The organism is Chryseobacterium sp. Leaf201, assembly GCF_001421435.1.
Lineage (GTDB): Bacteria > Bacteroidota > Bacteroidia > Flavobacteriales > Weeksellaceae > Chryseobacterium.
In genome coordinates, this window is the sequence record NZ_LMKA01000101.1 from 1 (window position 1) to 26,205 (window position 26,205).

Here is a 26,205-nt window from a genome sequence, read left to right on the forward strand (position 1 = left end):
ATTAAATATTTGTAGATTAGCGAATCTATTAATGTATATGAAAAAAGTAGCTTTACCCCTGTTGTTTGCGGTTTCTGCAATAATTCCTTCCGTTCTGTTCGGACAAGACAATGAGAAGTTGATTAAAGATTATATTTCTCAAAATAAAATCAGAGAATATAAAAAGTCTGATCTTACCGGTTTTAGTATCAATGTAAGTGATCATGCTGAAAGCATGAATGCTGATATTATTAAAATACAGCAGATGTATAAAGGTATACCTGTGTACAGATCTCTCGGTTCTGTTCTAATAAAAAATAATCAGGTAACTTATTATAGTGATTCTTTTGAAAAAGACTATGGAAGTGTTGATCAGAATGTTCCTTTACTTACTAAAGAAACAGCTTTTGGAGCTGCGATAAAAGGGACAAGTATAGAGGATCCGAGTAAAATTACCATTCTTAATTTCCCTGATGCTGATGCCAAAGATATGTTGTTTGCAAAACACCAGTTGGTATATGTAAAGAAAGATCAGAAGCTTGTTTTATGTCATGAATTTACCTTCCCTGAAAGAAAGACTTCAAATTACTGGGATATCTTGGTAAATGCTACTACTGGAGAAATTATTGAGAAAAATAATCTTAATGTGAGTTGCAATTTTACTGATCACCCTTATGAGCATTCTCATGATCATAAATTAGTCGCATTTCCTTTGAATAAAGAAAGTTATCAGCAGTCAAGTTTGTTACTTGCTCCGGATAATGCATCTTATAATGTATTTCCTTTCCCTATTGAAGCTCCGACATTTGGCTCAAGATCAGTAGTTACAAATCCATGGAACCTTACAGCATCACCGGAAGGATGGCATTCTGACGGGACCACTCATTACACGCATACACAGGGAAATAATGTTTTTGCCTATCAGGATTTAGATAATTTTAACAGTTTTACTGGGATAACAGCACAAGGAGGTACAAATAGGAACTTCAATTTTCCATACACTGCAGGTGCATTAGCTTTAGCTAATCAGGATGCAGCTATTACCAATTTATTTTATGCTAATAATATGGTGCATGATATTTTCTATAAGTTTGGCTTTACATCAGCTTCAAGAAATTTTCAAAAAAATAATTTTGGTTTAGGGGGTGGGGTTGGAAATGATTTTGTGAATGCTGAAGCACAAGATGGAGGGGGTACAGTGCCTACAAGTACTGTTTCCAATTATAATAATGCTAATTTTGCAACTCCACCGGATGGCAGCAGCGGTAAAATGCAAATGTATCTTTGGGTGAATACTGCTCGTAAATTATTTTATAATACACCAACTTCTGCTACCACAAGAACTCCGGTTTCTTTTACAGCCCAGTTCGGACAGCAGATAACAGGAGTTCCGGTAACAGGCAATGTTAAATTATCCCCAGTTTTAGATGCATGTACAGCTTTACCGGCCGGTTCATTAAGTGGTTTTATCGGTCTTGCGGAAAGAGGAAATTGTGATTTTAGCATCAAAGTTGAAAATATGCAGAATGCTGATGCTATAGGAGCAATAATATATAATGCCGTAAATTCTCCTTCACCAGCGCTTATGGGAGGGGTTAATGGAAACGTATATATACATGCACAACTTATAGATAATACTGAAGGAGAATATATTAAATCACAATTGGCAAATAATGTTCCTGTTAATGTTTCAATGAGTTATGATACACGGCAAGATGGAAGTTTTGATAATGGAGTTATGATTCACGAGTATGGCCATGGAATTTCAAATAGATTAACTGGTGATGGTTATTCTTGTTTACAGCCTTCGCAGAGTAGAGAACAGATGGGTGAAGGATGGTCAGATTTTTTTGCTTTAATGTTAACAAATAAACCTGGAGACAATGCATCAATTGCAAGGGGTATGGCTACTTATGCTGCAGGAGAGCTGGCTAATGGTGATGGTATTAGACCTGCTAAATATTCACCAGATTTTGCAATTAATGATTTCACATATGAAGATACCAATGATATGGTGTTTAGTAATGGAGCAGTGGATGTTCACTCCATCGGTTTTGTTTGGGCAACCATGCTGTGGGATCTTCACTGGCAGTATGTTGCAAAATACGGATATTCTTCAGATGTAATGGCTAATACGACTAACGGAAGTTCCAGAGTATTGCAATTGGTTACAAATGCATTAAAACTTCAGGTTTGCAGTCCGACCTTCATCGATGGGAGAACTGCAATTTTAACAGCTGAACTGGCAACTACGCAAGGAGCAGACCGTTGTATGATCTGGAGGACTTTTGCAAAAAGAGGATTGGGTGTAAATGCTTCTGCAGGATCCAAGACTAGTATTACTGACCAGGTTCAGGACTTCAGCGTGCCGGCAGATTGTGTACTGGCAACCGATGAAGTAAATGGTGTAAAAAACACAACCATTTCAATTTATCCAAATCCTGCTAAGAATGAATTCTTTATTAACTTCCCGGATAAAACATTAGGAAAAGCAAGTGTAGAAATTTATGACATGTCCGGAAAACTGGTTTCTTCTGAAGACAAAATTTCTCCGGATGCGAAGAAAGCCATTTCTACAGATAAACTGATTAACGGAACGTATATGGTAAAAGTAAAAGGGATCGGTATTGATGCCGCAACCAAACTTCTTATCAAAAAGTAGTATATTATATCATACATCTTAACCCGGCACAAGCGAAGCTTGTGCCGGGTTTCTTTATAACCCGCAGTATCAGTAATTCTTATTGAAATATCGTACCTTTGCAGGCTGAAAAAAGAATTATGAAGAAGAATATACTGAAAGGAGTTTTATTTGTAGGGATTGGCGCGAGCATCTACGGAATGTTGGCAACTTTTGTGAAACTTGCGTATGAAGAAGGGTACACTACTTCGGAGGTCACAACATCTCAGTTTGTTCTGGGGTTGACAGGGCTTTTGCTGCTGAACTTTATCCAGACCATTACGTCTAAAAAAATACTGCCTTCACCTACCTCAAAAGAAGTAAGAAATCTGATGTTGGCTGGGACTTCATTGGGCTGTACAAGCTTGTTTTATTACCTGTCAGTACAATATATCAATGTTTCCATCGCCATTGTTTTATTAATGCAGTCGGTATGGTTCAGTGTTGTGGTGGAAAGTTTTTTAACAAAAAAATTACCCAATGCCAGAAAAATTATATCCGTAGTGATCGTTTTAACAGGGACGGTCCTGGCTACCAACCTGATCAATACGGAAATTAATCTTGATGTAAAAGGTATTTTCTGGGGTCTGATGGCAGCGGCATCTTATACCATGACCATGTTTACATCCAATAAGCTGGCAACGCATTTGCCGGTGCTTAGAAAAAGTATCATCATGCTTTGCGGAGGTTCCGTGGTTATATTTATTTTCCTGTTTTTTGCCCAGATCGGGCCCTTGCATTTTGAAGGATTAAAATCAGTCTATCTGAACTTTACGGATAATACTGAGCACATTCATGCGTTCCGGTATTCGATTTTATGGAAATATGGATTTGTTCTGGCGTTATTCGGAACAATTATCCCTCCGATTTTATTTAACATCGGTTTTCCTAATGCCGGACTAGGGCTCGGAAGTATCGTTTCTTCACTGGAACTTCCGGTTTCGGTAACCATGGCTTTTATTTTGCTGGGAGAAAAAGTAGTTTTTATCCAGTGGGTAGGCATTGCCCTGATACTTTTTGCAATTGTGCTGATGAATCTGCCCTCGAAAAGAGAAACGGCTGTTGCAGAAATTTGATAAGAGCTGTATAACGATAAAAAATAACAATGAAAACCGTTTCTTTTGAAGCGGTTTTTTTAATTTTATATATCCTTAAAATAAAATACTATGAAATATATTAAGAATGCTGTTGTGATCATCATGCTGTCGGCGAGTTCTAACGGGCTTTTTTCGCAGATAAAGCCTCTGGATGCGGAACTTACCAATTATCAATATCCTTACACCGTACATTTTCTCAGTTTTAAATCTCAGAATAATGATCTGAAAATGGCCTATATGGATATAAAACCTAAAGCAGCCAACGGAAAGACCATTGTGCTTCTTCACGGGAAAAATTTCAACGGAGCATATTGGGAAAAAACAGCACGCGATCTTTCGGATAAAGGATTCAGGGTGGTTATTCCGGATCAGATCGGATTCGGAAAGTCTTCAAAACCTCAGCATTACCAGTTTTCCTTTTCCCAGCTGGCAGAAAATACAAAAGCGGTTCTGGATGAACTGAAAATTGAAAAGGCCATAGTATTGGGGCATTCCATGGGCGGAATGGTAGCGACACGTTTTACCTTGCAGTATCCTGAAAAAGTACAGAAATTAATTTTGGAAAACCCGATCGGACTGGAAGACTATAAGACTTTTGCATCCTATCAGACCATAGATGATGCGTATCGGTCGGAATTAAAAAATACAGCTGAGTCGTACAAAAACTATCAGTTGAAATTTTATTATGATAATAAATGGAAAGCCGAATACCAGCCCTGGCTGGATCTGATTGCGGGCTGGACACTTCATCCTGATTACCCTAAAGTAGCATGGGACGCGGCACTGACCTCAGACATGATCTATAACCAGCCGGTATGTTATGAATTTAAAAATATCAAAGCCCCGACATTGCTGATCATCGGGACCAGAGACAGAACCGCGATAGGAAAGGACAGGACTCCCAAAGAATTACAGGATAAAATGGGACAGTATCAGGAATTGGGTAAAAAAACACAGCAGCAGATTCCTGGCTCAAAACTGGTTGAAATTGAAAATGTGGGCCACCTTCCGCATATCGAAGTATATGATAAATTCTGGAATGCGCTGTATGGCTTTATCAAGTAGGTAAGTTGGATGACACGAACTGAAAGTTTACATAATTGTGAAATATAATGGAAAACTTTTAGCATATAAAATTCCCTTTCTCTAAAGTGAATCAAAACTCAAAGCTTTTGAAGGGTAGAGCAGTTTTAATAATGTGAATTTTAAACTCATTAATCCGAAACTCATTTACGAAGCAAAATTTACCATCACAATTACAGAGTCTTTTGACTAGCCCCGATTGTAGTGAAAATCCTTTTTTGAAAAAAAAGATTGCAGCGGAAAGCGGGAAACAGCTCCTGAAAATGATTCAAATAAAAAGAGACTGCTCAAATATGAACAGCCTCTTTTCGTATGTATTGTTGTCTGAATTATTTCTTCTTGTAAGCAGCGTCTTTAATTCTCGCTTTTTTACCTCTAAGATCTCTGAAGTAGTAGATTCTTGATCTTCTAACTTTACCTCTTCTGTCAACTTCAATTTTTTGCAAAGCTGGCATGTTGATCGGGAAAACTCTTTCTACACCGATATCACCACTCATTTTTCTGATGGTAAAAGTCTTTGTAGATCCTGCACCTCTCAACTGGATCACAGTTCCTTTGAAGAACTGGGTTCTTGTTTTCTGGCCTTCTTTAATCTCGTAATACACAGTGATGGTATCACCGGCTTTGAATTCAGGGAATTCTTTTTTTGTAATGTACTTGTCTTGTACGTACTTTAATAAATCCATTATAAATAAATAAAATGTTTAGGCTAAGCAACTTACACGGACTTCGTCAGAGGTTGAATAACAGGTTGCAAATATATAAATACTTTTTAAATATTCAAAACAATTGTTTATTAAAAATAATGCAGTTCTAAGGATAATTCCGACTGAAAATTAACATTTCCTTTAAGTTAACATCAGCCTTAGTTTATATGGCAGTTATAGTTTTGCCGGGTGATAAAATCTGTCTGTACATACGCTGTGCCATGCAGTTCAAATAAATATACCCACAACTTAAAACTGAATTTTATGAAACATTATTTTCTCTTTTTCTTCCTGGTCGTCCAGATGGCATTTGGACAGTCCTTATTTCCCTATCTTCAGAATCCGACACCCAATTCCATGATTGTTACCTGGAAAACGGCGTCCAATAATGAAACTATAGTTACCTACGGAACTTCACCGGCGAATCTGAACGTGACGGTTACCGGAACAACCAATATTTTTTCGGATACCGGTTACAACAACAATTACTATTACCATACGGCAAAAATTACCAGCCTTCAGCCGAATACAAAATATTATTACAAGATTAAAACCGGTACCAGCGAATCGGCAGTGTACAATTTCCGGACGCTACCTTTACCGGGGCAGGCGGTTACCGCAAACGGAAAAATCAGGTTCCTGATCATGGGAGACAACCAGATCAAAGCGGAACCGAGGTATGATTCCTTAACATTAAATGCATACAAAAAATTAAAGGAAAAATTCGGAGCTAACTCAGATCCTTCAGATAATATCGCCTTAACATTTATGGTGGGAGACCAGGTAGATGTAGGAACACTGGATCATTATGAAAATGTACACTTTAAAAAGAACATCAAACTTTCGCCTTACCTTCCGATCCAGACAACGGTGGGGAATCACGAAACCTACGGAACCCTGGGAATGAATTCCTACTATGCCCACTTTTATATTGATGAAATCAAATACAAAAACATTTCTTCTGGAAATGAGAATTATTACGCCCAGCAGGCCGGAAACGTTTTATTTGTAAGCTTAAGCTCAGAGCATACAGGTTCGGCACAGCAGACCTGGCTTCAGCAGGTGTTGAATGAGGCAAACAATGATCCTACGGTAGACTGGATTATTTCTTTAAGCCACAGGCCTTATCAGGCAGAGCAGTATGTAGGGGATATTTCAACCTGGGTTAGAAATACGGCAGTTCCTATGTTAACGGCTTCCAACAAATATTTAATGCACGTTGGAGCCCATCACCATTTATATCACAGGGGCCAGTTGAAAAATACCCCGAATTATCAGATTATTTCGGGCGGAACGGCCTGGGACCAATATTGGGGAATGTCAAACGAGCAGGATTTTGATGACGTTCAGAAAACACTGACCGACTGGACCTATCAGATTGTAGAGGTTGATGTCAATACAGGAAAAGTAGATATCGAATCTTATTCAATCGGAGGTGTTTACCATAAAAAATACAATGAACTGGTTGATACCTTTCACCGGTATAAAAATCAGCCTAAACCGGCCAAGCCGTCTGTTACGAATACTTTTACTGCTCCCGTAACTTTACCTTTAACCTTAAACGGCAGTAGTTTTTCAACAACCAACGGAGAATTACTCAACACCACACAGTTCCTCATCAGTAAAGCGGCAGATTTTTCTGTGGTTGAAAAAGAACTGTACCGCGACTATGAAAACTGGTTCGGGAAAGACGGAAACGGAACGTCGGATCTTACCAAAAATCTGAATGCCAATGTTGATATTACAAAAGCTGAGATTGCAGCCAACTCAATAACCAACGGGATTTATTATGTGAAGGTCCGCTACCGGGACAGGAACCTGGAGTGGAGCGACTGGAGTGATGCAAAACAGTTTGAAGTGACCGGAAGTGTAGTGTCAAATCCAACTTTTACTTTAAACAAAACTGAATATCTTCAGAACGAACCCATTACGGCAACTTTTACAGACGGTCCCGGAAATAACCAGGATTGGGTAGGTATTTATAAAAAAGGGCAGACGCCGACCTCGGTAACTTCGCAGGCTTATGCATATACCAATGGACAGACTTCAGGAACGGTTACCATCAACAACGGTTTGCCGAATAAAGGCCAGTATTTTGCAGGATTCTTTGCCAATAACGGGTACACGGATATTGCTCCTAAAAAAAGCTTTTATGTAGGGCCGAAAGTGGTTCTGAATACAAGTGCTGATGAATATCCTGTAGGCGGAACCGTTGTCGTTAATTTCAATAACGGGCCCAACCTGACAAAAGACTGGATCGGGATTTATAAAATGGGACAGGTTCCCGGACCGACGCCTTCCGTAAAATGGAGTTATGTAACCACCGCTTCAGGAACACTTAATTTCACAGGGCTCCCGAAAGGATATTATTATGCCCAGTACTTCCTTGAGGACGGCTACACTTCAGTAGGAGAAAAGGTTTTCTTTAAAGTAGGAGATATTGTTACCGAACTATGGACCAATAAACCGGTTTATACATTAGGTGAAAATATAACGGCTTCATGGACGGATTCCCCGGGAATCATCAAAGACTGGCTGGGAATTTACCCGCAGAGTGTGACGACGCCTGATGACAATTTCGTTTCATACACTTATTTTGACGGAATCACGCAGGGAACAAAAACCATTCAGGGAACAGCAGTACCCGCAACACCGGGCAACTATTACCTGGTGATGTTTACCAATGATTCTTATACAGAAGTTTCAAACCGGGTTCAGTTCCAGGTTTCCGGGCCATCGCTGGGAGCAGAAGAGGTGAAAAGCACGGAAAAAAATGTGATTTTATATCCGAACCCAAGCAAACCGGGCGAGCCTACCTTTATTAAAAGTGATTACCCGATTGAAAAAATACAGTTGATGTCAGCCAACGGGGATTTGCTGTACGAATCTAAAAACATCAACAACCAGCGGTTCTCCCTTGTGAATGAAAACCTTCCGAAAGGAGTTTATTTTGTAAAAGTCCATACCAGAAAATTATTTACGCTGAAATTAATCATTCAGTAATAACTGAATAAAGAATATTCTTAAGAAATATACTGTAAGGATTTTCAGGAAACACAATTAAACTGGATTAAAAAAAGCGCGGGAAAATTTTAATTTTCCCGCGCTTTTATATGTATTATTAATCATCTGTAGACTTCAGGGCCCAGGCAATCAGGGGAGCCTGCATGAAAAGCCTTGCAAACCTCTGGTTATCTGTATTCAGTCCGAATGAATCCCTTCTGTTCTTATATTGGGCAATATTTCCGGGCAGAACGGCTGCAAAAAATCCGGCTACAATTTTTCCCATTGTTTTTCTATACTTTTTTGGGGTGGCAATCATGGCCGTACCCAGTGCAATTTCTGCAATTCCTGAATAAACCACGGTATCATCCTTTTTCAGCGGAACCCATTCCGGGACCTGGGCCTGGAATTCTTTTCTTGCAAAAGTGAGATGCCCTATTCCTGCCGTGATAAGAAATGCGCCGAGCGCAATTCTAGAAATGTCTTTCGTTTCCATAATGTGATATTTATTTGTAACAATTGGTGCAGCATACAGTAACCAAAATTCAGACCATGATAAAATGTGCATCTGATACAGCATTCTGATCCCTGATATATTTAATTATTTAAATGTCAGAATTTTTAAGCCTGCATATTCTTATCTGCGTTTATCCGGAGTACTGTTTAAACCTGTTATTATTTAAACCTGAAAATTTTATCTTACATCAAAATGAATCCCTGTTCTCCGGAATAAAGAAAAAGTATTAAATTAGGCCAACAGAAAAATCTAATATTTCATGATAGATAAAAGAGTAAAAAATGCAAAGGAAGCCATCGCTGGAATTACGGATGGAATGACGCTGATGTTAGGCGGGTTCGGACTTTGCGGTATCCCTGAAAATTCAATTAATGCTTTGGTAGAGAGTGATGTAAAAGATCTTACCTGTATTTCAAACAATGCAGGAGTGGATGATTTCGGCTTGGGATTACTGCTTCATAAAAGACAGATTAAAAAAATGATCTCTTCTTATGTAGGCGAAAATGCGGAGTTTGAAAGACAGATGCTTTCCGGTGAACTGGAAGTGGAACTGACCCCACAGGGAACCCTGGCGGAAAAATGCAGGGCGGCACAGGCAGGAATTCCGGCCTTTTATACACCAGCCGGTTTCGGGACAGAAGTGGCAGAAGGCAAAGAAGTAAAAGATTTCGACGGTAAGCCGCATATCCTTGAACATGCATTCAAAGCAGACTATTCCATTGTGAAAGCCTGGAAAGGCGACCATGCCGGAAACCTTATTTTCAAAGGATCAGCAAGAAATTTCAATCATCCCATGGCAGGTGCCGGGAACATCACCATTGCCGAAGTGGAAGAACTGGTAGAGCCGGGAGAATTGGATCCCAATCAGATTCACATTCCAGGAATTATGATCCAGAGGATTTTCCAGGGTGAGAAATTTGAAAAAAGAATTGAACAGCGCACGGTACGAAAGAAGGATAGAATCTGAGAATAATTCAGTTTTAAATGGCTCTGTTAAAATGGAAACCAGATAAATGTGACGGAGTTTCTGTCAGGCCAATGACAAATACACTCAGAATAATTTTTAATTGAAAGGTTCATTTAAACTGACGGAATTAACAGATTATCTCCAAAAATAAAAAGACAGCAGCAGTTTTCGGATTGCCGCATCATCAAATTTTCAAATTAAAAGTATGTTAAGTAAAGAAGATATAGCAAAACGTATTTCCAGAGAAGTTAAAGACGGATATTACGTAAACTTAGGAATCGGGATTCCTACTTTGGTCGCCAATTATGTTCCGGACAATCTTTCCGTAGAATTCCAGAGTGAAAACGGAGTTCTGGGAATGGGGCCTTTCCCTTTTGAAGGACAGGAAGATGCAGATGTCATCAACGCCGGAAAACAGACCATTACCATCCTGCCGGGAGGTTCATTTTTTGATTCCGCCTTCAGTTTCGGGATGATCCGCAGCCAGAAGGTAGATCTTACGATCCTCGGAGCCATGGAAGTTTCAGAAAACGGAGACATCGCCAACTGGAAAATCCCCGGAAAAATGGTCAAAGGAATGGGCGGCGCCATGGATCTTGTGGCTTCAGCAGAAAATATCATTGTTGCCATGATGCATGTTAATAAAGCCGGAGAAAGCAAAATCCTTAAGAAATGTACGCTTCCCTTAACCGGAATCAACTGTGTTAAAAAAGTAGTTACCGAATTAGCCGTTTTGGATGTTACACCGGCAGGTTTCAGGCTTGTGGAACGGGCACCCGGCGTTTCAGTGGAACACATTATAAAATCTACGGAAGCAGACCTGATTATTGAAGGCGAAATTCCTGAAATGCAGTTTTAAATAAATGAAACCTTGTCAGTTTACCGACAAGGTTTTTTTTATGCTTTTATTTTAAGATAAAAGAAAGTTACTTTCTATCCTGCGCCCCGAAAACCTTCTGCAGAATACTGGTCGTTCTCATCGCTGGGGAATTTCTGATTCCGCTTTCTTTCTGGGCAACCATTTTAAAAACTCCGTTAATGGTTTCAGTCGTTACATATTCATTAAGATCAGTCGTCACGGCCTGTCCTGTAAAAGTATTGTATTTTGAAATTAAATTAGACCATACTTTGTCTGCACCTACTTTTCCCAGTGATGCTTTTACTTTCGGCTGAAAAGCAGTAAATAATTGGCTTTGGGTTTTTCCCTGTAAATAGTTCGTAGCCGCATTATCGCTTCCCAGCAGGATATTTTTAGCATCCGTAATGGTCATTGACGTAATAGCTTTGGTAAAGATCGGAGCAGCTTCTGTTACCGCATCTTCCGCGGCTCTGTTCAATAATTTGACTCCCTGATCTGCGAGGCTTCCCAAACCGATCGAACGTAATGTAGTGTCTATTTTCCTGAGTTTTTCAGGCATTAAAATTTTCACAGCTTCATTCTTCAGGAAACCGTCAGTCACACCCAGTTTTTTCACACCTTCCGTCACGCCGAGGCTTAAAGCCTGTTTGAGTCCTGAAGAAATCTGAGTTGAAGTCAGGCTGCCGGGATTAACCGGAGAATTTATTCCCGAAGTATTCTGAGTGGTTGTTGTCGTTGTAGAAGTGCCGGAACTTGTTGTTGTTTTTACCGGAGCATTCAGGTCAATTCCTGTTCTGTCTTTTACCGTAGATTTAATTACATCGAAAATCTGTGCCTGCGCAGAAACTGAAAACAGGAGTATGGCTGCCAATCCAATCGTTTTTCTCATCATTTACTTTTACAGGATTAGATGTTTTATTTTTTAATAAGTTAAAGCTTATTAAGTTTTCGGAAAATAATTATCTTAGCCCAAACCTAATCCAGTACGATGATACGCTCAATTTTATTATTTTTTATACTTTTTTCAAATGCATTTTTTTCCCAGCATCGTTTAAATTTAATTCCTTATCCACAAAAAGTGGAATTTTTAAAGGGAGAATTCAGCATTCCTGAAAATTTTAAACTGGATGAAAACCTTCCGAAACAGGAAACCGAATATTTCAAAAAACGGCTTGGATCTTCATTTATATTCAGTTACGGCAAAAAAGATGAAGGCGTTCATCTGGTAAATTCATTATTTCCGGCTCCGTCAAAAGAAGACCTGCAAAAAAAAGAAAAATATTCAATAGAGATCTCATCAGGAGGAATCATTATATGGTCCAATACGAAAGAGGGATATTTCCGAGCCCTTCAGACCGTCATACAGCTGATGGAACAGTATAAGGCCGGTAAAAAAATTCCGGCCATGAAGATTGAGGATGAACCCAGGTTTGCATGGAGGGGAATGCATCTTGATGTCTGCCGTCATTTTTTCACTGTTGAAGAAGTAAAACAATACATTGATTATCTGGCCATGTACAAGCTCAATACATTTCACTGGCACTTAACTGATGACCAGGGCTGGAGGATTGAGATCAAAAAATATCCGAAACTCACACAGACCGGTTCAAAACGTAAAGAATCCATGATCGGGGCTTATGTTGACGATACCTATGACGGAAAACCGTACGGACCATTTTTTTATACACAGGAGCAGATCAAAGAAGTGGTAAAATACGCTCGGGAAAGACATATTACCGTCGTTCCGGAGATCGAAATGCCCGGCCACGCACTGGCTGCTTTATCAGCATATCCTGAACTGGCCTGTACCAAAGGGCCTTTTGAACCGGCTGCGAAATGGGGCGTTTTTGATGATGTGTTCTGTCCGAAAGAAGAAACATTTACATTTTTAGAAAATGTACTCGCTGAAGTAATGGTGCTTTTCCCGTCACAATATATTCACATCGGTGGTGACGAATGTCCTAAAACAAGATGGAAAGAATGTGCACACTGCCAGGCTTTAATTAAAAAACACAACCTCAAAGATGAGCATGGCTTACAAAGCTATTTTATCCACAGGGTTGAAAAATATGTAAACAGCAAAGGCCGGAAAATCATCGGTTGGGATGAAATTCTGGAAGGCGGATTGGCCCCGAATGCAGCTGTTATGAGCTGGACCGGGATCAAAGGTGGGGTAGAAGCTGCCAAATCAAATCATTTTGCGGTGATGACTCCGGGTTCTTATTGCTACTTCGATCACTATCAGGGCGATCCGCAGACAGAGCCCAATGCTTTCGGAGGTTTTACGCCTTTGGATAAAGTGTATTCTTACCATCCGGTTCCTGAAGAACTGAATGCAGAGCAGTCGAAATATATTCTGGGTGTCCAGGCTAATTTATGGACAGAATATATCCTTGATTTTAAGCAGGTTCAGTACATGATTTTCCCAAGGTTGTTTGCACTTTCGGAAGTGGGTTGGGGAACTTCGAAACCGGAAAATTATAAGGAATTTGAAAACAGAGTAGTGCAGCATTTTAAAATTTTAGATAAAATGAACATTAACTACGCCAAAAGTATTTACAATATTTCCGGAAAAGTAATTCCTGATCCTAAGGGTGTTTCTTACGAACTTTCAACATCGCAGAATCCGGACGGAATTAAATTTACGATTGACGGAAGCGAACCAAAACCAAACTCGCCAACCTATCAGAATCCGATACCGGTTTCAAAAGCACTGACTGTAAAATCTGCTTATTTTGAACATGGAGAATTGAAATCTGCCGTTTCTTCTCAGGATTTTTCTACCTCAAAAACAACCGGCAAAAAGATCACTTTAGAACATCAGCCCGGTGAAAATTATGCTTTTGGCGGCGCATTTACTTTAGTTGACGGGATTATCGGAAATGTAAAACAATTGGGGAAAACCTGGTTAGGCTTTCAGGGAACAGATGTTGTGGCAACCATTGACTTCGGACAGAATACACAATTTTCAGAAGTGTATTTCAATACGCTGGACAATAAGGGAAGCTGGATCCATCTGGCAAAATCTGCGCAGATCTTTATTTCTGATGATAATAAAAATTTTAAGTTGATCAAAGAAATTGGAAAAGAGGAAATTCAAAGTTCAAAAGGAAAACTCAATCTTAAAGTCGGAAATCAAAACTCAAAATATATCAGAATCAAAATAGAAAATGCAGGGGTTATTCCGGCAGGAAATCCGGGAGCCGACTCAAAAGCATGGCTGTTTGTGGACGAAATCGGAGCAAAATAAACTTCACGTTTAATCATTGCATAAATAAACTGTTTAAAACAATAATCTAAACTTAAAAAAATGTCTTCAAGAAGAAAATTTATAAAAACAACCGGGATATTGTCATCTGCACTCCTTTTAAACCCTCTGGACCTGATCGCTAAAAACAGTCCTCAGCATAATGCAGTTATCAATAAGCCCATCGTTCTTTCTACCTGGGATTTCGGATTGCGGGCTAATGAAGAAGCGTGGACCATTCTGGGAAAAGGCGGGAGAGCTTTGGATGCCGTTGAAAAAGGAGTCCGTTTGGTAGAGCTGGACCCGACTGAAAGAAGCGTCGGGTATGGCGGACGTCCCGACAGAGACGGCAGAGTGACGCTGGATGCCTGCATTATGGATGAAAATTACAATATCGGTTCGGTAGCCAGTCTGGAAAATATTAAGAACCCGATTTCCGTGGCGAGAGCCGTGATGGAAAAAACGCCTCATGTTATGCTCGTAGGCGACGGTGCTTTGCAGTTTGCCCTTTCACAGGGCTTTAAAAAAGAAAACCTTCTGACACCGGAATCTGAAAAAGAGTGGAAAGAGTGGCTGAAAGACAGCAAATACAAACCTATTGTAAACATTGAAAATCATGATACCATCGGGATGATAGCCCTGGATGCACAGGGGAACCTTTCCGGAGCCTGTACCACGAGTGGAATGGCTTTTAAAATGCATGGAAGGGTAGGTGACTCACCGATTATCGGAGCCGGGTTATTTGTTGATAATGAGGTAGGTGCAGCCACTGCAACCGGTCATGGCGAGGAAGTGATCCGGATGGTGGGAACCCATCTGGTGGTGGAACTGATGAGGCAGGGTAGACATCCGCAGCAGGCCTGTAAAGAAGCTGTGGAAAGGATTGTAAGGATTACCAAAACAAGAAATAAAAACCTGAAAGATATCCAGGTCGGTTTTATTGCCATCAATAAAAAAGGGGAATACGGTTCATACTGTATTCAGGACGGATTTAACTTTGCCGTACATGACCGGAAAGGAAACCGGCTGGAAAAACCTGAATTTGCACTGAAATAATTAGCAATTAGCAATAAGCAATTAGCAATAAGCAATTAGCAATAAGCAATAATTTTTCCTAAACCCTAAACCCTAAACCCTAAACCCTAAACCCTAAATTCAAATGTCAAAAATAGAAATCGCCTGCTTCAACCCGGAATCTGCCATGATTGCCTTTGAAAACGGTGCCGACAGGATAGAACTCTGCGCCGGATTAGCCGAAGGCGGAACAACGCCTGATTTTGAAACCGTTAAACAGCTCCGGGCAAAAATAAACATTCTGGTTTTTGTGATGATCCGGCCCCGTGGCGGTGACTTTACCTATTCTGATACCGAATTTAAACAGATGAAAAATGATCTTACCCAGTTAAAGTCTTTACAGGTGGACGGTTTCGTATTCGGGATTTTAGACGAAAATGATGAGGTGAACTTGGAACAGAATAAAGAGCTTGTTGAACTGGCAAAACCTTATCCGTGTACGTTTCACCGGGCCTTTGACCGGGCAAAAGATTTGGAAAATTCTTTGGAAAAAGTCATTGAATGCGGCTTTACAACCATCCTTACCTCCGGACAGAAACCCAATGTTTCGGAAGGAAAAGAAAACCTGAAAAAGCTGGTCGCGCAATCCGATGGAAGAATAGAAATCCTGGTCGGCGGCGGCCTCCGTTCAACCAATATTGAAGAAATCAGGGATTTTACCAAAGCTGAATATTTCCATTCTTCGGCAATTACCGATGGAGGTGCTTTCGCAAATGCGGATGAGGTTATTGCTTTGAAGAACGGATAATATTTCTCATAATTCAACAGTGTACTTGTCATTCACTGACTAAACGTCTGCGAAAGAAGTTCAAAGTGGAGTAAAGAATTTCAGCTTAATATTCTTAAAGGCTTAACTTTAATCTTAACGGTTTAAATAATAATTTAGATTCTTCCTTCGTCAGAATGACAAACTGAACGTTAATTTAATTAATCTATTAATGAACAAAACTATATTTTTTGCTTTCCTTTTCATTCAGATATCAATCAATGCACAGTTTTCAGAGCGGAGTCTGTCCTCTGAAAAATGGTGGTTCAAAAATGCGGAAGAAAACTCCTGGCTCACCGCCACAGTGCCGGGAACGGTTCATTTGGATTTGATGAATAACCAACTCATTCCTGATTCTTACAAGGACGAAAATGAGAAAAAAATGCAGTGGATAGAGAATGAAGACTGGGATTATCAGGCTTCATTTGAAATTTCAACGAAAGAACTGGAAAATCAAAATATCGATCTGGTTTTTAATGGGCTGGACACGTTCTCTGAAATTTACCTGAACGGAAAACGGTTGAAGAAAACGGATAATATGTTCAGGAAATGGGAAATTCCGGTTAAGCAGGATTTAAAACCTGGAGATAATGTAGTACAGATTAAATTCAGGTCTTCGGTAACTGTCGGAAAAGAGCTGGCGAAAAAAGTTCCGTTCACGATGCCGGAATCGCCACGAAGTTTTGTCAGGAAAGCACAGTACCAATTCGGATGGGATTGGGGACCGAGATTGGTGACAGCCGGAATCTGGAAAGATGTACAGCTGAATTTCTGGAACCGCGCCAAAATAGAAAATGTAAGAATAGAGCAGAAGGCAATAACCGGGAAACAGGCAGAATTAAGCATCCACACTGAAATTTTTACACAGGAAGCCGGAAAGTACAGCGTTGCAGTAAACGGCAATGTTCAGAATATTTCTTTAAAACAAGGAAAAAACAAAATTTCAATCCCTTATCAGATTAAGAACCCTAAACTCTGGCAGCCCAATGGCTGGGGTGAGCCGAATTTATACGACTTGAAAATTTCCTTACGTAAAGATTCAGAAATTCTTGCAGATAAAGTGGAACGGATTGGCTTAAGAACCATCGAATTAATTCAGGAAAAAGATGCAAAAGGAAAATCTTTTTACTTTAAAGTCAATGGCAAACCTTTGTATGCAAAAGGAACCAACTGGATTCCGTCCGACAGTTTTACCCCAAGAATCACGAAAGAAAAATACCGTAAGCTTATTGAAGACTGCAAAGAAGCCAATATGAATATGATCCGTGTGTGGGGCGGCGGTATTTACGAAGATGAAGAATTTTACAAAGCTTGCGATGAAAACGGGATTCTCATCTGGCAGGATTTCATGTTTGCAGGCAGTTTTTATCCGTCCGATGAAGATTTTCTCAACAATGTAAAAGCGGAAGTTAAAGACCAGGTAAACCGGCTTCAGAACCATGCATCCATCGCTTTGTGGTGTGGTAACAATGAAATTGATGAAGCCATTGTCAACTGGGGCTACCAGAAGCAGTTCAAATATTCCAGAGAAGATTCATTACAGGTCTGGAAAGATTACAAAAAGCTTTTTCATGAAGTAATTCCCAATGTCATTGATGAAGCAGCCGGAAAAAATCAGGCAATTTACTGGCCGAGTTCGCCGTCAATCGGCTGGGGTCATAAAGAAAGCTTATCCGAAGGCGATTCTCATTATTGGGGCGTCTGGTGGGGCGAGCAGCCGTTTGAAATTTACAATGAAAAAGTTCCGAGATTTGCTTCAGAATACGGTTTTCAGGGAATGCCCAGTCTGGAAGCTGTAAAATCTATGTTTTCAGGAAAACCGGATTTAAGTCTGGAAAATCCAACCATAAAAGCACATGAAAAAAATGCCCGCGGCTTTCATATTATTGATGAATACATGAAGCGCGATTATACCGTGCCGAAAGATTTTGTGAAATACAATTATGTATCGCAGCTGCTCCAGGCCCGCGGAATGCGGATGGCCATTGAAGCGCACCGCCGCGCGAAACCCTACAATATGGGGACTTTGTACTGGCAGCTGAATGACTGCTGGCCTGTGATTTCGTGGTCATCGATTGATTATCTGGGAAACTGGAAAGCATTGCATTACGAGATTAAGAGAAGTTTTGAAAATCAGGTGGTTTTAACCGAAGAGAAAGACGGGATGCTGAATTTTTACGGAATTAATGATGATTTCAGAAAGATTAATGATGTCTATGTACATTTCGATATTATTAAATTCAATGGAGAAAAGTTAGGTTCAGCAGGAACTGCAGATGACAAAGCTTTAAATGATAACGGGATCGTGAAGTTTGATCCGTTTTCACTCGAGGAAACCATCGGAGATTCAGACAGGAATGAAATTTTCCTCGATATTTCCTTTAAAGATAAAAATCAAAAAACCATTGCCCGAAATACCCATTTCTTTGCAAAACCGAAAGATTTAAAACTTACAAAACCCAATCTCAAAATAAAGAAAATCTCTTACACGGAAATCGAAATTTCCACCGATGTCCTGGCGAAAGATGTTTATCTGATGGGAGATGTGCATTTCAGCGATAATTTTTTTGATTTGCTTCCGAAAACATCAAAAAGGATTATCCTTTCAAAACCTCTGGAAAAAGTTGAGGTAATGAGTCTTTGGGACACGATGAATGAATAAATTCTGAGCTTGTTATCTTAACCAAACAAAGTAAAGCTAAGAATCTCAGTTTCTGTTAAAGCCCTGAAACTTAAAAACGCATATAAATATAAACACCTTAATATTCTTAAAATCTGAATAAATTTTAATGGTTCATCTAAGAATCTTCGTTTAGAATAACGACAAACCAACCTTGCATGAAAATCACATCAGTATTCAAATTAAAATAAATTTCCCTCCCCAAACTGAAAAATCAACCGTAAATTTGCACCAGATTTATAAAAGCAATGGTGAATTTTGTTCTGATCGCAGTATGCATTATCGCAGGAATGGTTTTCAAAGCAACAAAATCCATCCATCCCGATGCGCATAAAGGCATCAATACCTGGATTCTTTACCTGGCATTGCCTGCCGTTTCATTCAAATATTTACCCAAGCTTCACTGGACGAATGAAATGCTTTTCCCGATCATTGCAACTTTTCTGACTTCGGTTTTCTGTTTTTTCTTCATGATGTTTTACAGCAGGAGCAGAGGCTATTCCAGGCGGTCGAGAAGCACCCTGGAGCTGGTAAGCGGTTACAGCAACACTTCATTCTTAGGGTTCCCGCTCATTTCCGCATTCTACGGGGAAAGCCTGTTGAGCATTGCGGTTATCTGTGACCAGACCATGTTTTTTTCCCTTTCCACATTAGGGATCATAGCAGCCATAAAGGGCGGAAGCAAATCAGGAAAAGTGAGCGCAAAGCTGATCTTAAAACGGCTGTTTACCTTTCCGCCATTGATGGGATGCATCGCCGCATTAACCTTATCCCAGTTCATCGATTTCACTTTGGCAGAACCTTTTTTCGATAAACTGGCAGCAACCGTCAGTCCGCTGGCCCTATTTTCGGTCGGTTTACAGTTGAAATTCAACGGCTGGAAAAAATTAATCCCGCAAATGTCCGTTTCCATGCTCTACAAACTGATTTTAGCGCCAGCAATTACTTTATTGCTTGCCCTGATTTTCGGCATAAAAGGAAATATCGCCAGAATCACCATTTTTGAATCGGCAATGCCGGCTGTTTTAACATCAAGCATCATCGCAGAACAGTTCAGGCTAAACACCAAACTGGCCAATTTAACCATCGGGTTCAGCATTATTGCCGGACTGTTTACTTCCGCATGCTGGTATCAGATTATTGAATTCCTGTTCTGAAATAAATCATATTGAACAAAGCAGCATACATTATCTTCCCATTACCCATTATTCATTACCCATTTCCAGGAGCTGTTTCCCGCTTTCCGTTACAATCTTTTTTTTTCAAAAAAGGATTTTCTCTGCAATCGGGGCTAGGGCTTTTGTCTGATGTTTCATTATGAACCATTGATAGAGTAAGGTAGCAAGCAATGGCCTGACAAAAAATTGCAGTTCTCTGCAGAAAAATCTAATTTTACACTTTAAAATATTTCACTTGCTGTACGCACAGATTGTTTTGCCGTTAAATTTAAAAGGGTCTTTCACCTATAAAGTCCCGGAAGAGCTGGAGCCTGAAATCAGGATCGGAATGCGGGTACTTGTTCCGTTCGGGGGAAAGAAAATTTATACGGGAATTGTTTTTGAGCTTCACGGCAACGAACCGGTAAGCTTTATCGCCAAAGAAGTGATCAGTATCCTGGATGATAAACCCATTGTCCCACAGGAGCAGATCAGGTTCTGGAACTGGCTTTCAGATTATTACCTGTGCAGCTTAGGCGAGATTTACCGTTTTGCCTTCCCTTCTTCCCTGAAGCTGGAAAGTGAAACCTACCTGAAATTAAAACCCAATGTAACGGTTGATTTTGAGAATCTGGACGTAAATGAAATATACCTGATCCAGGCTTTGGAAATCAGGCAGCTGATCAACTTAACGGATATTGAAGCATTTATCCCGAAAAAGGATATCATCAGAACCATCAATTCCCTGATTGATCTGCAGTACATTGAAATTGATGAGAAAATTGCCGAAAAATACAAAGCAAAAGAAATTGCTTATGTTAAAGTAAACCGTGAGGCTGTAAACAATCAGAACCTTACGGATATTCTTCTGAGCCTGAAAAGAGCACAGAAACAGAAGGAGCTTCTGCTTCATATCCTGGAAAAAGAGGCGGAACATCCTGAAGGGCATATCAAAAAATCAGAATTGTTTGAAGACGGATATTTCGCAAGCTCGCATTTTAAATCGCTGGCGGATAAAAACCTGGTTGAAGAATATTATATGCAGAAGGACCGGATTGACAGCTATGAAGGGGAAATTGAAGCCCTGGAAGAACTTTCCGAAGCCCAGAAAGAAGCAAAGGCTGAGGTGGACGAAGCTTTCGCGGAAGGAAAAAATGTGCTGCTTCATGGCGTAACTTCATCAGGGAAAACCCATATTTATCTGGAGAAAATCGAAGAATGCATCAGCGAAGGGAAAAACGTCCTGTTTCTGCTTCCTGAAATATCCTTAACCAAACAGATTACCCAAAGGCTGGAAAAGAAATACGGGCGGCAGCTCGGGTTTTATCATCAGAAGCTTACCGATTTTGAGCGGGTGGAAGTCTGGAGAAGAATCAGGCGCAATGATATTAAAATCCTGATCGGGACACGGAATGCATTGTTTCTGCCATTTGAAAACCTCGGACTGGTTGTCGTGGATGAAGAACATGATTCCGCGTACCGTCCCAGAGAAGTTTCCCCTTATTTCAATGCGAAAGATGCGGCGCTGGTAATGGGGAGTTTTTACGGGGCAAAAGTAATTTTAGGTTCCGCGACACCTTCCGTGGAAAGCTATTACAACGCCCGGAAAGATAAAATGAAATATGTGTTCCTGGACGAACGTTTCGGAAATGTCAGCCTGCCCGAATATGAACTGATCAATTTTAAGGAAGCACAGGATTCCAAAAAGGTTTCCGGGAACTTCTCTTTACACCTGATTGATGAACTCAAAAAAACACTCGAAGATAAAAATCAGGCTATCGTCCTTCACAACCGCCGCGGCTATGCGAATGTAGTGGAATGTGAGACCTGCGGCTACGTAAACTACTGTTCCAACTGTGATGTGGTGATGACCTATCACAAAGCGGCCAATGAAATGAAATGCCATTACTGCGGCCAGCGGGCTTCCAAACCCAGAACCTGCCCGAAATGCCATTCGGAAAACCTCAATGAAAGAGGCGTGGGAGTAGAGCAGATTCACGAAGAAGTGTCCAAATTATTTCCCGATCATGAAGTGGACCGGATGGATGTGGACTCCATGCGTAAAAAATTTGCCTATGAAAAGCTGTACGAAAAAATTGAAGAGGGCGAAACGGATATCGTGGTCGGAACCCAGATGATTTCCAAAGGGCTGGATTTTGACCATATTGAACTCGTCGCCATTCCCAAGGCAGATTCCATGCTGTACGTTCAGGATTTCAGGGCAGAGGAAAGGGCATACCAGCTGATTACACAGGTTTCCGGGAGAGCGGGAAGGGTTTCCGGGAAAGGGAAGATCTTGATTCAGACCTTCAATCCGGAGCATTCTGTTTTCCAGCTGATTAAAATGAATAATCCTGCCAGGGTTTATAAATATATTTTAACGGAACGGAAAAAATTCCATTATCCGCCGTTTACAAAACTGATCATGATCGAACTGAAGCACCGGAAAGAAGATAAGGTCAACCGGGCTTCCCAGTTTCTGGGTTCGGTACTCAGGAAATACCTTCCCGAAGACTGTGTCCTGGGCCCTGAAAAAGCACAGATTGCAAAACTCAACAACCTCTATCAGTTCCAGATCATGCTGAAGCTTCCGCGCGGAAAAAAGTATGAAGAATATAAAAAGTTAGTCCTGCTGAGTCTGAATGAATTTTCAGAAATTACAGCCTATCAAAGTATCAAAAAAGACATTTATGTAGACTTTTAACAGTTTTTAACAAACTTTATAGAGTTTTTATAAGACCCCTGCGAACCTAAGTACAGCAATATTTTCTACATTTGGACGTTGATTATATGTTTGGACTTCTGTTATCGATTTAACCAATTGATTTTTAACCTATCCAAATTATAAGAAAATGAAAAATTAGATGGTAAATTTCAGAAAGTATATTTCAGGTGTTGCGGTGCTGGCTTCAGGCTTTTTCCTTGCACAGTCTACCGTTTCCACAGTTCTCTATTCTCAGGCTTACGACAACCAGAAAAGTAATTTAAACTTACCTTCTCCCATCACCGCGATGGCAGAGAAAGCTATTTTGTCGCCTAAGGAAATTGTTGACATTAATGTAAACACGATGATGACCGACCCGGTGCTGAAAAATGCAACCTGGGGATTCGTAGTGTATGACCCGAAAACGAAGAAAGTAATCTCTTCGTATAACGAAAATGCGCCTTTGGTTCCGGCTTCCACCACCAAACTTTTAACTACGGAAACGGCGATGAGCATGCTCGGTGAGAATTACCGCTGGAATACCCAGCTGGAATATTCGGGAAGTATTGATGAAAACGGCGTATTGAACGGAAATCTTTATATTGTAGGAAGCGGCGATCCTTCCCTGGGAACCAATAAGGCAGGTGCCTGGTCTTACAGCAATATTGTTTCAGACTTCAGAGACGGACTTTCACGTGAGGGGATCAAAAAGGTAAATGGTGATATTATCATTCAGACAGCGCTTTTCAAAGGCAGTATTTCAAAGCTTCCGGAAAATGTTGTCTGGCTGGAAAATAACAATTATTATCTGCCTGCAGGAACAACGCGCGAAATCAACCCGGCCAATGAAAAACTGATCGTAAAAAAGACCGGAAATTTCTCTACAGAAAAGAAGTTCTTCTATGTTTCTCCTTACAACAACCAGATGGTTTACGCCGATATTTATGAAGGAAACGGTACCTTAACTACAAAACTACCGGACGCCCCGGCTTATCTGGCCAATTCTTTCAGGACAAACCTGGTAAAAAGCGGAATTGCCGTAACGGGAAAAGTAACCCCGAAGATGACGGATGCGAATCCTGAAAACAGGAAACTGCTTTCAGTGTACAAATCCCCGACTTTGAGTGATATTATTTATTATACCAATCAGCACAGCGACAACGGCCTTGCAGAAGTGCTGTTAAAAACCGTAGGATTCCAGAGTTTGGGAGACCAGACCACTGAATCCGGCAGAAAAGTAGTGACCCAGCATTTGAAAAATGAAGGTTTTGATATGATCGGGCTGAATTATATTGACGGAAGCGGATTGTCCAGGAGCAATAATGTAACCCCGATTGCACAGGCTAAGTTCTTAACTTCTTTAATGGATGAAAAATATTATAAGACTTATTTCAGTTCATTACCGGTTGGAGGACAGTCGGGAACCTTGAAGAGAATGTTCATCGGTACCGGGAACGGGCAGGTTTTTGCTAAAACCGGAACCCTGAATAAAGTGAAGACGCTGGCAGGATATATGAAAACAAACTCAGGAAAGACGCTTGTTTTTTCCCTGATGGTAAACAATTATGCAGGTTCGGTAGATATGGTGAAGAAAAGAATGGAAAAGATTCTGGAACCGGCTCTGGATTTATAAAATATTTTAGACAGATATTACAAAAACCTTTTAATCAATGATTAGAAGGTTTTTTTTATCTTTGACGTAATTTAATGAAATATGAAAAAAATAGGTCTTTTTATTTTGAGTGTTGCTGTCTTTCAGCAGTTGTATTCTCAAAATGACAATCTGGAAAAAAAAGGATTGATTGCAAAGGAAATGAAATCTTTTGCCCATAAAATGGCTGCAGGCAATACCAATCCCAATACCCTGAATTATGATCTTCAGTACCAGCGGATGGATGTCACCATTAATCCTTCCGTCTATAATATTTCGGGCTCGGTGACTTCGCATTTCAAACCGAACCAGGCCATGAACAGCATTTATTTTGACCTCAATAATCAGATGCCGGTTTCACAGGTTATGTACCATGGTCAGAATCTCAGCTTCCAGCAGCTTTCCACCAAAGAATTGAAAGTTAACTTTGCGGCATCGCTGGCTGCCAATGTACTGGATTCGCTTACGGTCTACTATTCCGGAGCCCCTTCAAACGCTAACAATGCTTTCTTTAATGGCACCCAGGGCGGAACAGCTGTTCTGTCAACGTTAAATGAACCGTACGGTGCGCAGGACTGGTTTCCGACCAAGCAGAGCTTAAATGATAAGATTGAAAGGTTTGATATTAAAGTGACTACGCCTTCCCAGTACAATGTCGCTTCCAACGGAAAGCTGATGTCTGAGACTATTGTAGGCAACGGACAGAAACGCACCTTCTGGAGGACGCAGTACCCAACGGCTGCCTATCTCATTGCGCTTTCCATTACCAATTTTGTAAAGCTTAATGATACCATGGGAAATCCTCCCTTTCCGTTTGTAAATTATGTATTCCCTTCAACCGCTTCCAATACTTCCAGCATGAGCAATATCGAATGGACCAAAACGGTAATGAATACTTTTGAAACCTATTTCGGGCCTTATCCGTTCAGGAATGAAAAATACGGACACATGGAATTCCAGGCCGGAGGCGGTATGGAACACCAGACTATGTCTTCAATGGGTTCTTGGGGCAGAGGGCTGATTGCCCATGAACTTGCCCATCAGTGGTTCGGCGATAAGGTAACCTGCGGGGCATGGAATGATATCTGGCTGAATGAAGGTTTTGCAACCTTCGGGGAACACCTGGCCAATGAAAAGCTGCTGATGTCCAATACGGAATTTTTAAACTACCTGTCCACCCAGAAAAATTATATCACCGGCGCGCCCGGAGGAAGTGTGTATGTTGATGATTCAAATCTTGGGAACACCGGGATTATTTTCAGCGGAAGACTTTCTTATTCAAAAGGAGGGTACGTACTGAGGATGCTGAAATGGATTTTAGGAGATGCTGCTTTTTATCAGGCGCTTCAGCAGTACCATTCAAGGCCGGCCCTTGCCTATAATTATGTAAAAACCCAGGATTTCAATGCTTCTTTATTACAGTCTACAGGACAGGATTTTACAGGATTTTTCAATGACTGGATCTATGGCGAAGGCTATCCTGTTTATGATATTCGCTGGAAACAGACGGGAAATACACTGACATTCAGGGCATCCCAGACCCAAAGCAGCCCTATGGTAAGCTTCTTTGAAATGCCGTTACCGGTAAAAGTAAACGGAACAGGCGGTCAGGTAGCTTATTTTTCGCTGAACAATACCACCAACAACCAGTATTTCGTGCAGTCGGTAACCTTTCCGGTAGCCAGTGTGGAGTTCAATTATGACTATCAGATCCTGGAAAGGAATTCTACCGTAAGCATGGATACTAATTTAGGAACTGCCGAATTCAGTAAAGAAGAATTTGCTCTATACCCTAACCCTGCGAAGGATGAACTGTACATCAAAGGAATTAACAGGCCGGAAGATTTTATTATTTATGCTGCAGACGGAAAATTGGTGAGAAGCGGAAAATGCGAGCCTGAAAAAGCGGTTGATATTTCAGAGCTTGTTCCCGGAATGTATGTGTTTAAAATAAAAGACAAACCGGTTAAATTCATCAAAAAATAACAAAGCTTGCCATCAGCAAATAACCCAGCCGTTTCATCATCGTGAAAC

At 40.5% G+C, this 26,205-nt stretch carries 17 protein-coding genes; 14 read left to right on the top strand and 3 right to left on the bottom strand.

All coding sequences use genetic code 11. From position 1 onward, the window contains the following. Nucleotides 1–37 precede the first annotated feature (37 nt). The 3 genes from ASE55_RS15215 (at nt 38) to ASE55_RS15225 (ending at nt 4,821) form a co-directional block, all read left to right on the top strand. Entirely contained in the window at nt 38–2,641 is a 2,604-nt protein-coding gene (locus ASE55_RS15215) for a T9SS-dependent M36 family metallopeptidase (protein ID WP_238585067.1), read from the top strand. A 116-nt stretch (nt 2,642–2,757) separates the two neighbouring features. Next, nucleotides 2,758–3,735: an EamA family transporter gene (locus tag ASE55_RS15220; protein ID WP_056221772.1), complete on the top strand. Its 978-nt coding sequence runs from the start codon at nt 2,758–2,760 to the stop codon at nt 3,733–3,735. 90 nt (nt 3,736–3,825) lie between these two features. Further along, on the top strand, nt 3,826–4,821 hold the full coding sequence (locus tag ASE55_RS15225; RefSeq protein WP_056221477.1) for an alpha/beta fold hydrolase: 996 nt from the start codon (nt 3,826–3,828) through the stop codon (nt 4,819–4,821). A gap of 347 nt (nt 4,822–5,168) precedes the next feature. On the opposite strand, the gene rplS is transcribed toward ASE55_RS15225, so the two are convergent. Then, entirely contained in the window at nt 5,169–5,525 is a 357-nt protein-coding gene (gene rplS, locus ASE55_RS15230; RefSeq protein ID WP_027386339.1) for a 50S ribosomal protein L19, read from the bottom strand. A 285-nt stretch (nt 5,526–5,810) separates the two neighbouring features. Between rplS and ASE55_RS15235 the strand changes: the two genes are divergently transcribed. Next, complete coding sequence (locus ASE55_RS15235; protein WP_056221774.1) at nt 5,811–8,549, top strand: fibronectin type III domain-containing protein; 2,739 nt, start codon at nt 5,811–5,813, stop codon at nt 8,547–8,549. Between the two features lie 118 nt (nt 8,550–8,667). Here ASE55_RS15235 and ASE55_RS15240 read toward each other — a convergent pair whose 3' ends face one another. Beyond that, nucleotides 8,668–9,045 carry a membrane protein gene (locus ASE55_RS15240; protein WP_027386341.1) on the bottom strand — a complete coding sequence of 126 codons (378 nt, stop codon included), beginning with the start codon at nt 9,043–9,045 and terminating at the stop codon, nt 8,668–8,670. A gap of 280 nt (nt 9,046–9,325) precedes the next feature. On the opposite strand from ASE55_RS15240, the gene ASE55_RS15245 reads away from it, so the two are divergent. Beyond that, nucleotides 9,326–10,033: a CoA transferase subunit A gene (locus ASE55_RS15245; RefSeq protein WP_056221481.1), complete on the top strand. Its 708-nt coding sequence runs from the start codon at nt 9,326–9,328 to the stop codon at nt 10,031–10,033. A gap of 205 nt (nt 10,034–10,238) precedes the next feature. Next, the gene (locus ASE55_RS15250) at nt 10,239–10,892 is read left to right on the top strand and encodes a CoA transferase subunit B (protein ID WP_056221484.1); all 654 of its coding nucleotides are present in this window, start codon (nt 10,239–10,241) and stop codon (nt 10,890–10,892) included. Between the two features lie 67 nt (nt 10,893–10,959). Here ASE55_RS15250 and ASE55_RS15255 read toward each other — a convergent pair whose 3' ends face one another. Beyond that, nucleotides 10,960–11,781 (bottom strand): DUF4197 domain-containing protein, encoded by an 822-nt coding sequence (locus tag ASE55_RS15255; RefSeq protein ID WP_056221776.1) that lies wholly within the window; start codon nt 11,779–11,781, stop codon nt 10,960–10,962. A 189-nt stretch (nt 11,782–11,970) separates the two neighbouring features. Between ASE55_RS15255 and ASE55_RS15260 the strand changes: the two genes are divergently transcribed. The 8 genes from ASE55_RS15260 to ASE55_RS15295 all read left to right on the top strand — a co-directional run bounded on the left by ASE55_RS15260 (nt 11,971) and on the right by ASE55_RS15295 (nt 26,157). After that, nucleotides 11,971–14,142: a beta-N-acetylhexosaminidase gene (locus tag ASE55_RS15260; protein ID WP_410493058.1), complete on the top strand. Its 2,172-nt coding sequence runs from the start codon at nt 11,971–11,973 to the stop codon at nt 14,140–14,142. Nucleotides 14,143–14,202: 60 nt separating this feature from the next. Next, entirely contained in the window at nt 14,203–15,195 is a 993-nt protein-coding gene (locus tag ASE55_RS15265; RefSeq protein WP_056221489.1) for an isoaspartyl peptidase/L-asparaginase family protein, read from the top strand. 103 nt (nt 15,196–15,298) lie between these two features. Next, on the top strand, nt 15,299–15,961 hold the full coding sequence (locus ASE55_RS15270) for a copper homeostasis protein CutC (RefSeq protein ID WP_056221491.1): 663 nt from the start codon (nt 15,299–15,301) through the stop codon (nt 15,959–15,961). Nucleotides 15,962–16,151: 190 nt separating this feature from the next. After that, nucleotides 16,152–18,641: a beta-mannosidase gene (locus ASE55_RS15275; RefSeq protein ID WP_056221494.1), complete on the top strand. Its 2,490-nt coding sequence runs from the start codon at nt 16,152–16,154 to the stop codon at nt 18,639–18,641. 266 nt (nt 18,642–18,907) lie between these two features. Next, nucleotides 18,908–19,816: an AEC family transporter gene (locus tag ASE55_RS15280; protein WP_056221497.1), complete on the top strand. Its 909-nt coding sequence runs from the start codon at nt 18,908–18,910 to the stop codon at nt 19,814–19,816. Nucleotides 19,817–20,072: 256 nt separating this feature from the next. Next, nucleotides 20,073–22,520, top strand: a complete 2,448-nt coding sequence (gene priA / locus ASE55_RS15285) for a primosomal protein N' (protein ID WP_056221500.1) — start codon at nt 20,073–20,075, stop codon at nt 22,518–22,520. A gap of 160 nt (nt 22,521–22,680) precedes the next feature. Next, nucleotides 22,681–24,153 (top strand): D-alanyl-D-alanine carboxypeptidase/D-alanyl-D-alanine-endopeptidase, encoded by a 1,473-nt coding sequence (gene dacB / locus ASE55_RS15290; protein ID WP_056221503.1) that lies wholly within the window; start codon nt 22,681–22,683, stop codon nt 24,151–24,153. Nucleotides 24,154–24,234: 81 nt separating this feature from the next. Then, nucleotides 24,235–26,157 carry a M1 family metallopeptidase gene (locus tag ASE55_RS15295; protein WP_056221506.1) on the top strand — a complete coding sequence of 641 codons (1,923 nt, stop codon included), beginning with the start codon at nt 24,235–24,237 and terminating at the stop codon, nt 26,155–26,157. Nucleotides 26,158–26,205: the final 48 nt, after the last annotated feature.

What these genes read in the sequence shown, in the direction of transcription:
- ASE55_RS15280 (WP_056221497.1), top strand. Translation starts at nt 18,908, where the DNA reads ATGGTGAATTTTGTTCTGATCGCAGTATGCATTATCGCAGGAATGGTT.
- ASE55_RS15250 (WP_056221484.1), top strand. Translation starts at nt 10,239, where the DNA reads ATGTTAAGTAAAGAAGATATAGCAAAACGTATTTCCAGAGAAGTTAAA.
- ASE55_RS15215 (WP_238585067.1), top strand. Translation starts at nt 38, where the DNA reads ATGAAAAAAGTAGCTTTACCCCTGTTGTTTGCGGTTTCTGCAATAATT.
- ASE55_RS15225 (WP_056221477.1), top strand. Translation starts at nt 3,826, where the DNA reads ATGAAATATATTAAGAATGCTGTTGTGATCATCATGCTGTCGGCGAGT.
- ASE55_RS15275 (WP_056221494.1), top strand. Translation starts at nt 16,152, where the DNA reads ATGAACAAAACTATATTTTTTGCTTTCCTTTTCATTCAGATATCAATC.
- ASE55_RS15255 (WP_056221776.1), bottom strand. Translation starts at nt 11,781, where the DNA reads ATGAGAAAAACGATTGGATTGGCAGCCATACTCCTGTTTTCAGTTTCT.
- ASE55_RS15245 (WP_056221481.1), top strand. Translation starts at nt 9,326, where the DNA reads ATGATAGATAAAAGAGTAAAAAATGCAAAGGAAGCCATCGCTGGAATT.
- ASE55_RS15235 (WP_056221774.1), top strand. Translation starts at nt 5,811, where the DNA reads ATGAAACATTATTTTCTCTTTTTCTTCCTGGTCGTCCAGATGGCATTT.
- ASE55_RS15265 (WP_056221489.1), top strand. Translation starts at nt 14,203, where the DNA reads ATGTCTTCAAGAAGAAAATTTATAAAAACAACCGGGATATTGTCATCT.
- ASE55_RS15295 (WP_056221506.1), top strand. Translation starts at nt 24,235, where the DNA reads ATGAAAAAAATAGGTCTTTTTATTTTGAGTGTTGCTGTCTTTCAGCAG.
- ASE55_RS15270 (WP_056221491.1), top strand. Translation starts at nt 15,299, where the DNA reads ATGTCAAAAATAGAAATCGCCTGCTTCAACCCGGAATCTGCCATGATT.
- rplS (WP_027386339.1), bottom strand. Translation starts at nt 5,525, where the DNA reads ATGGATTTATTAAAGTACGTACAAGACAAGTACATTACAAAAAAAGAA.
- dacB (WP_056221503.1), top strand. Translation starts at nt 22,681, where the DNA reads ATGGTAAATTTCAGAAAGTATATTTCAGGTGTTGCGGTGCTGGCTTCA.
- ASE55_RS15240 (WP_027386341.1), bottom strand. Translation starts at nt 9,045, where the DNA reads ATGGAAACGAAAGACATTTCTAGAATTGCGCTCGGCGCATTTCTTATC.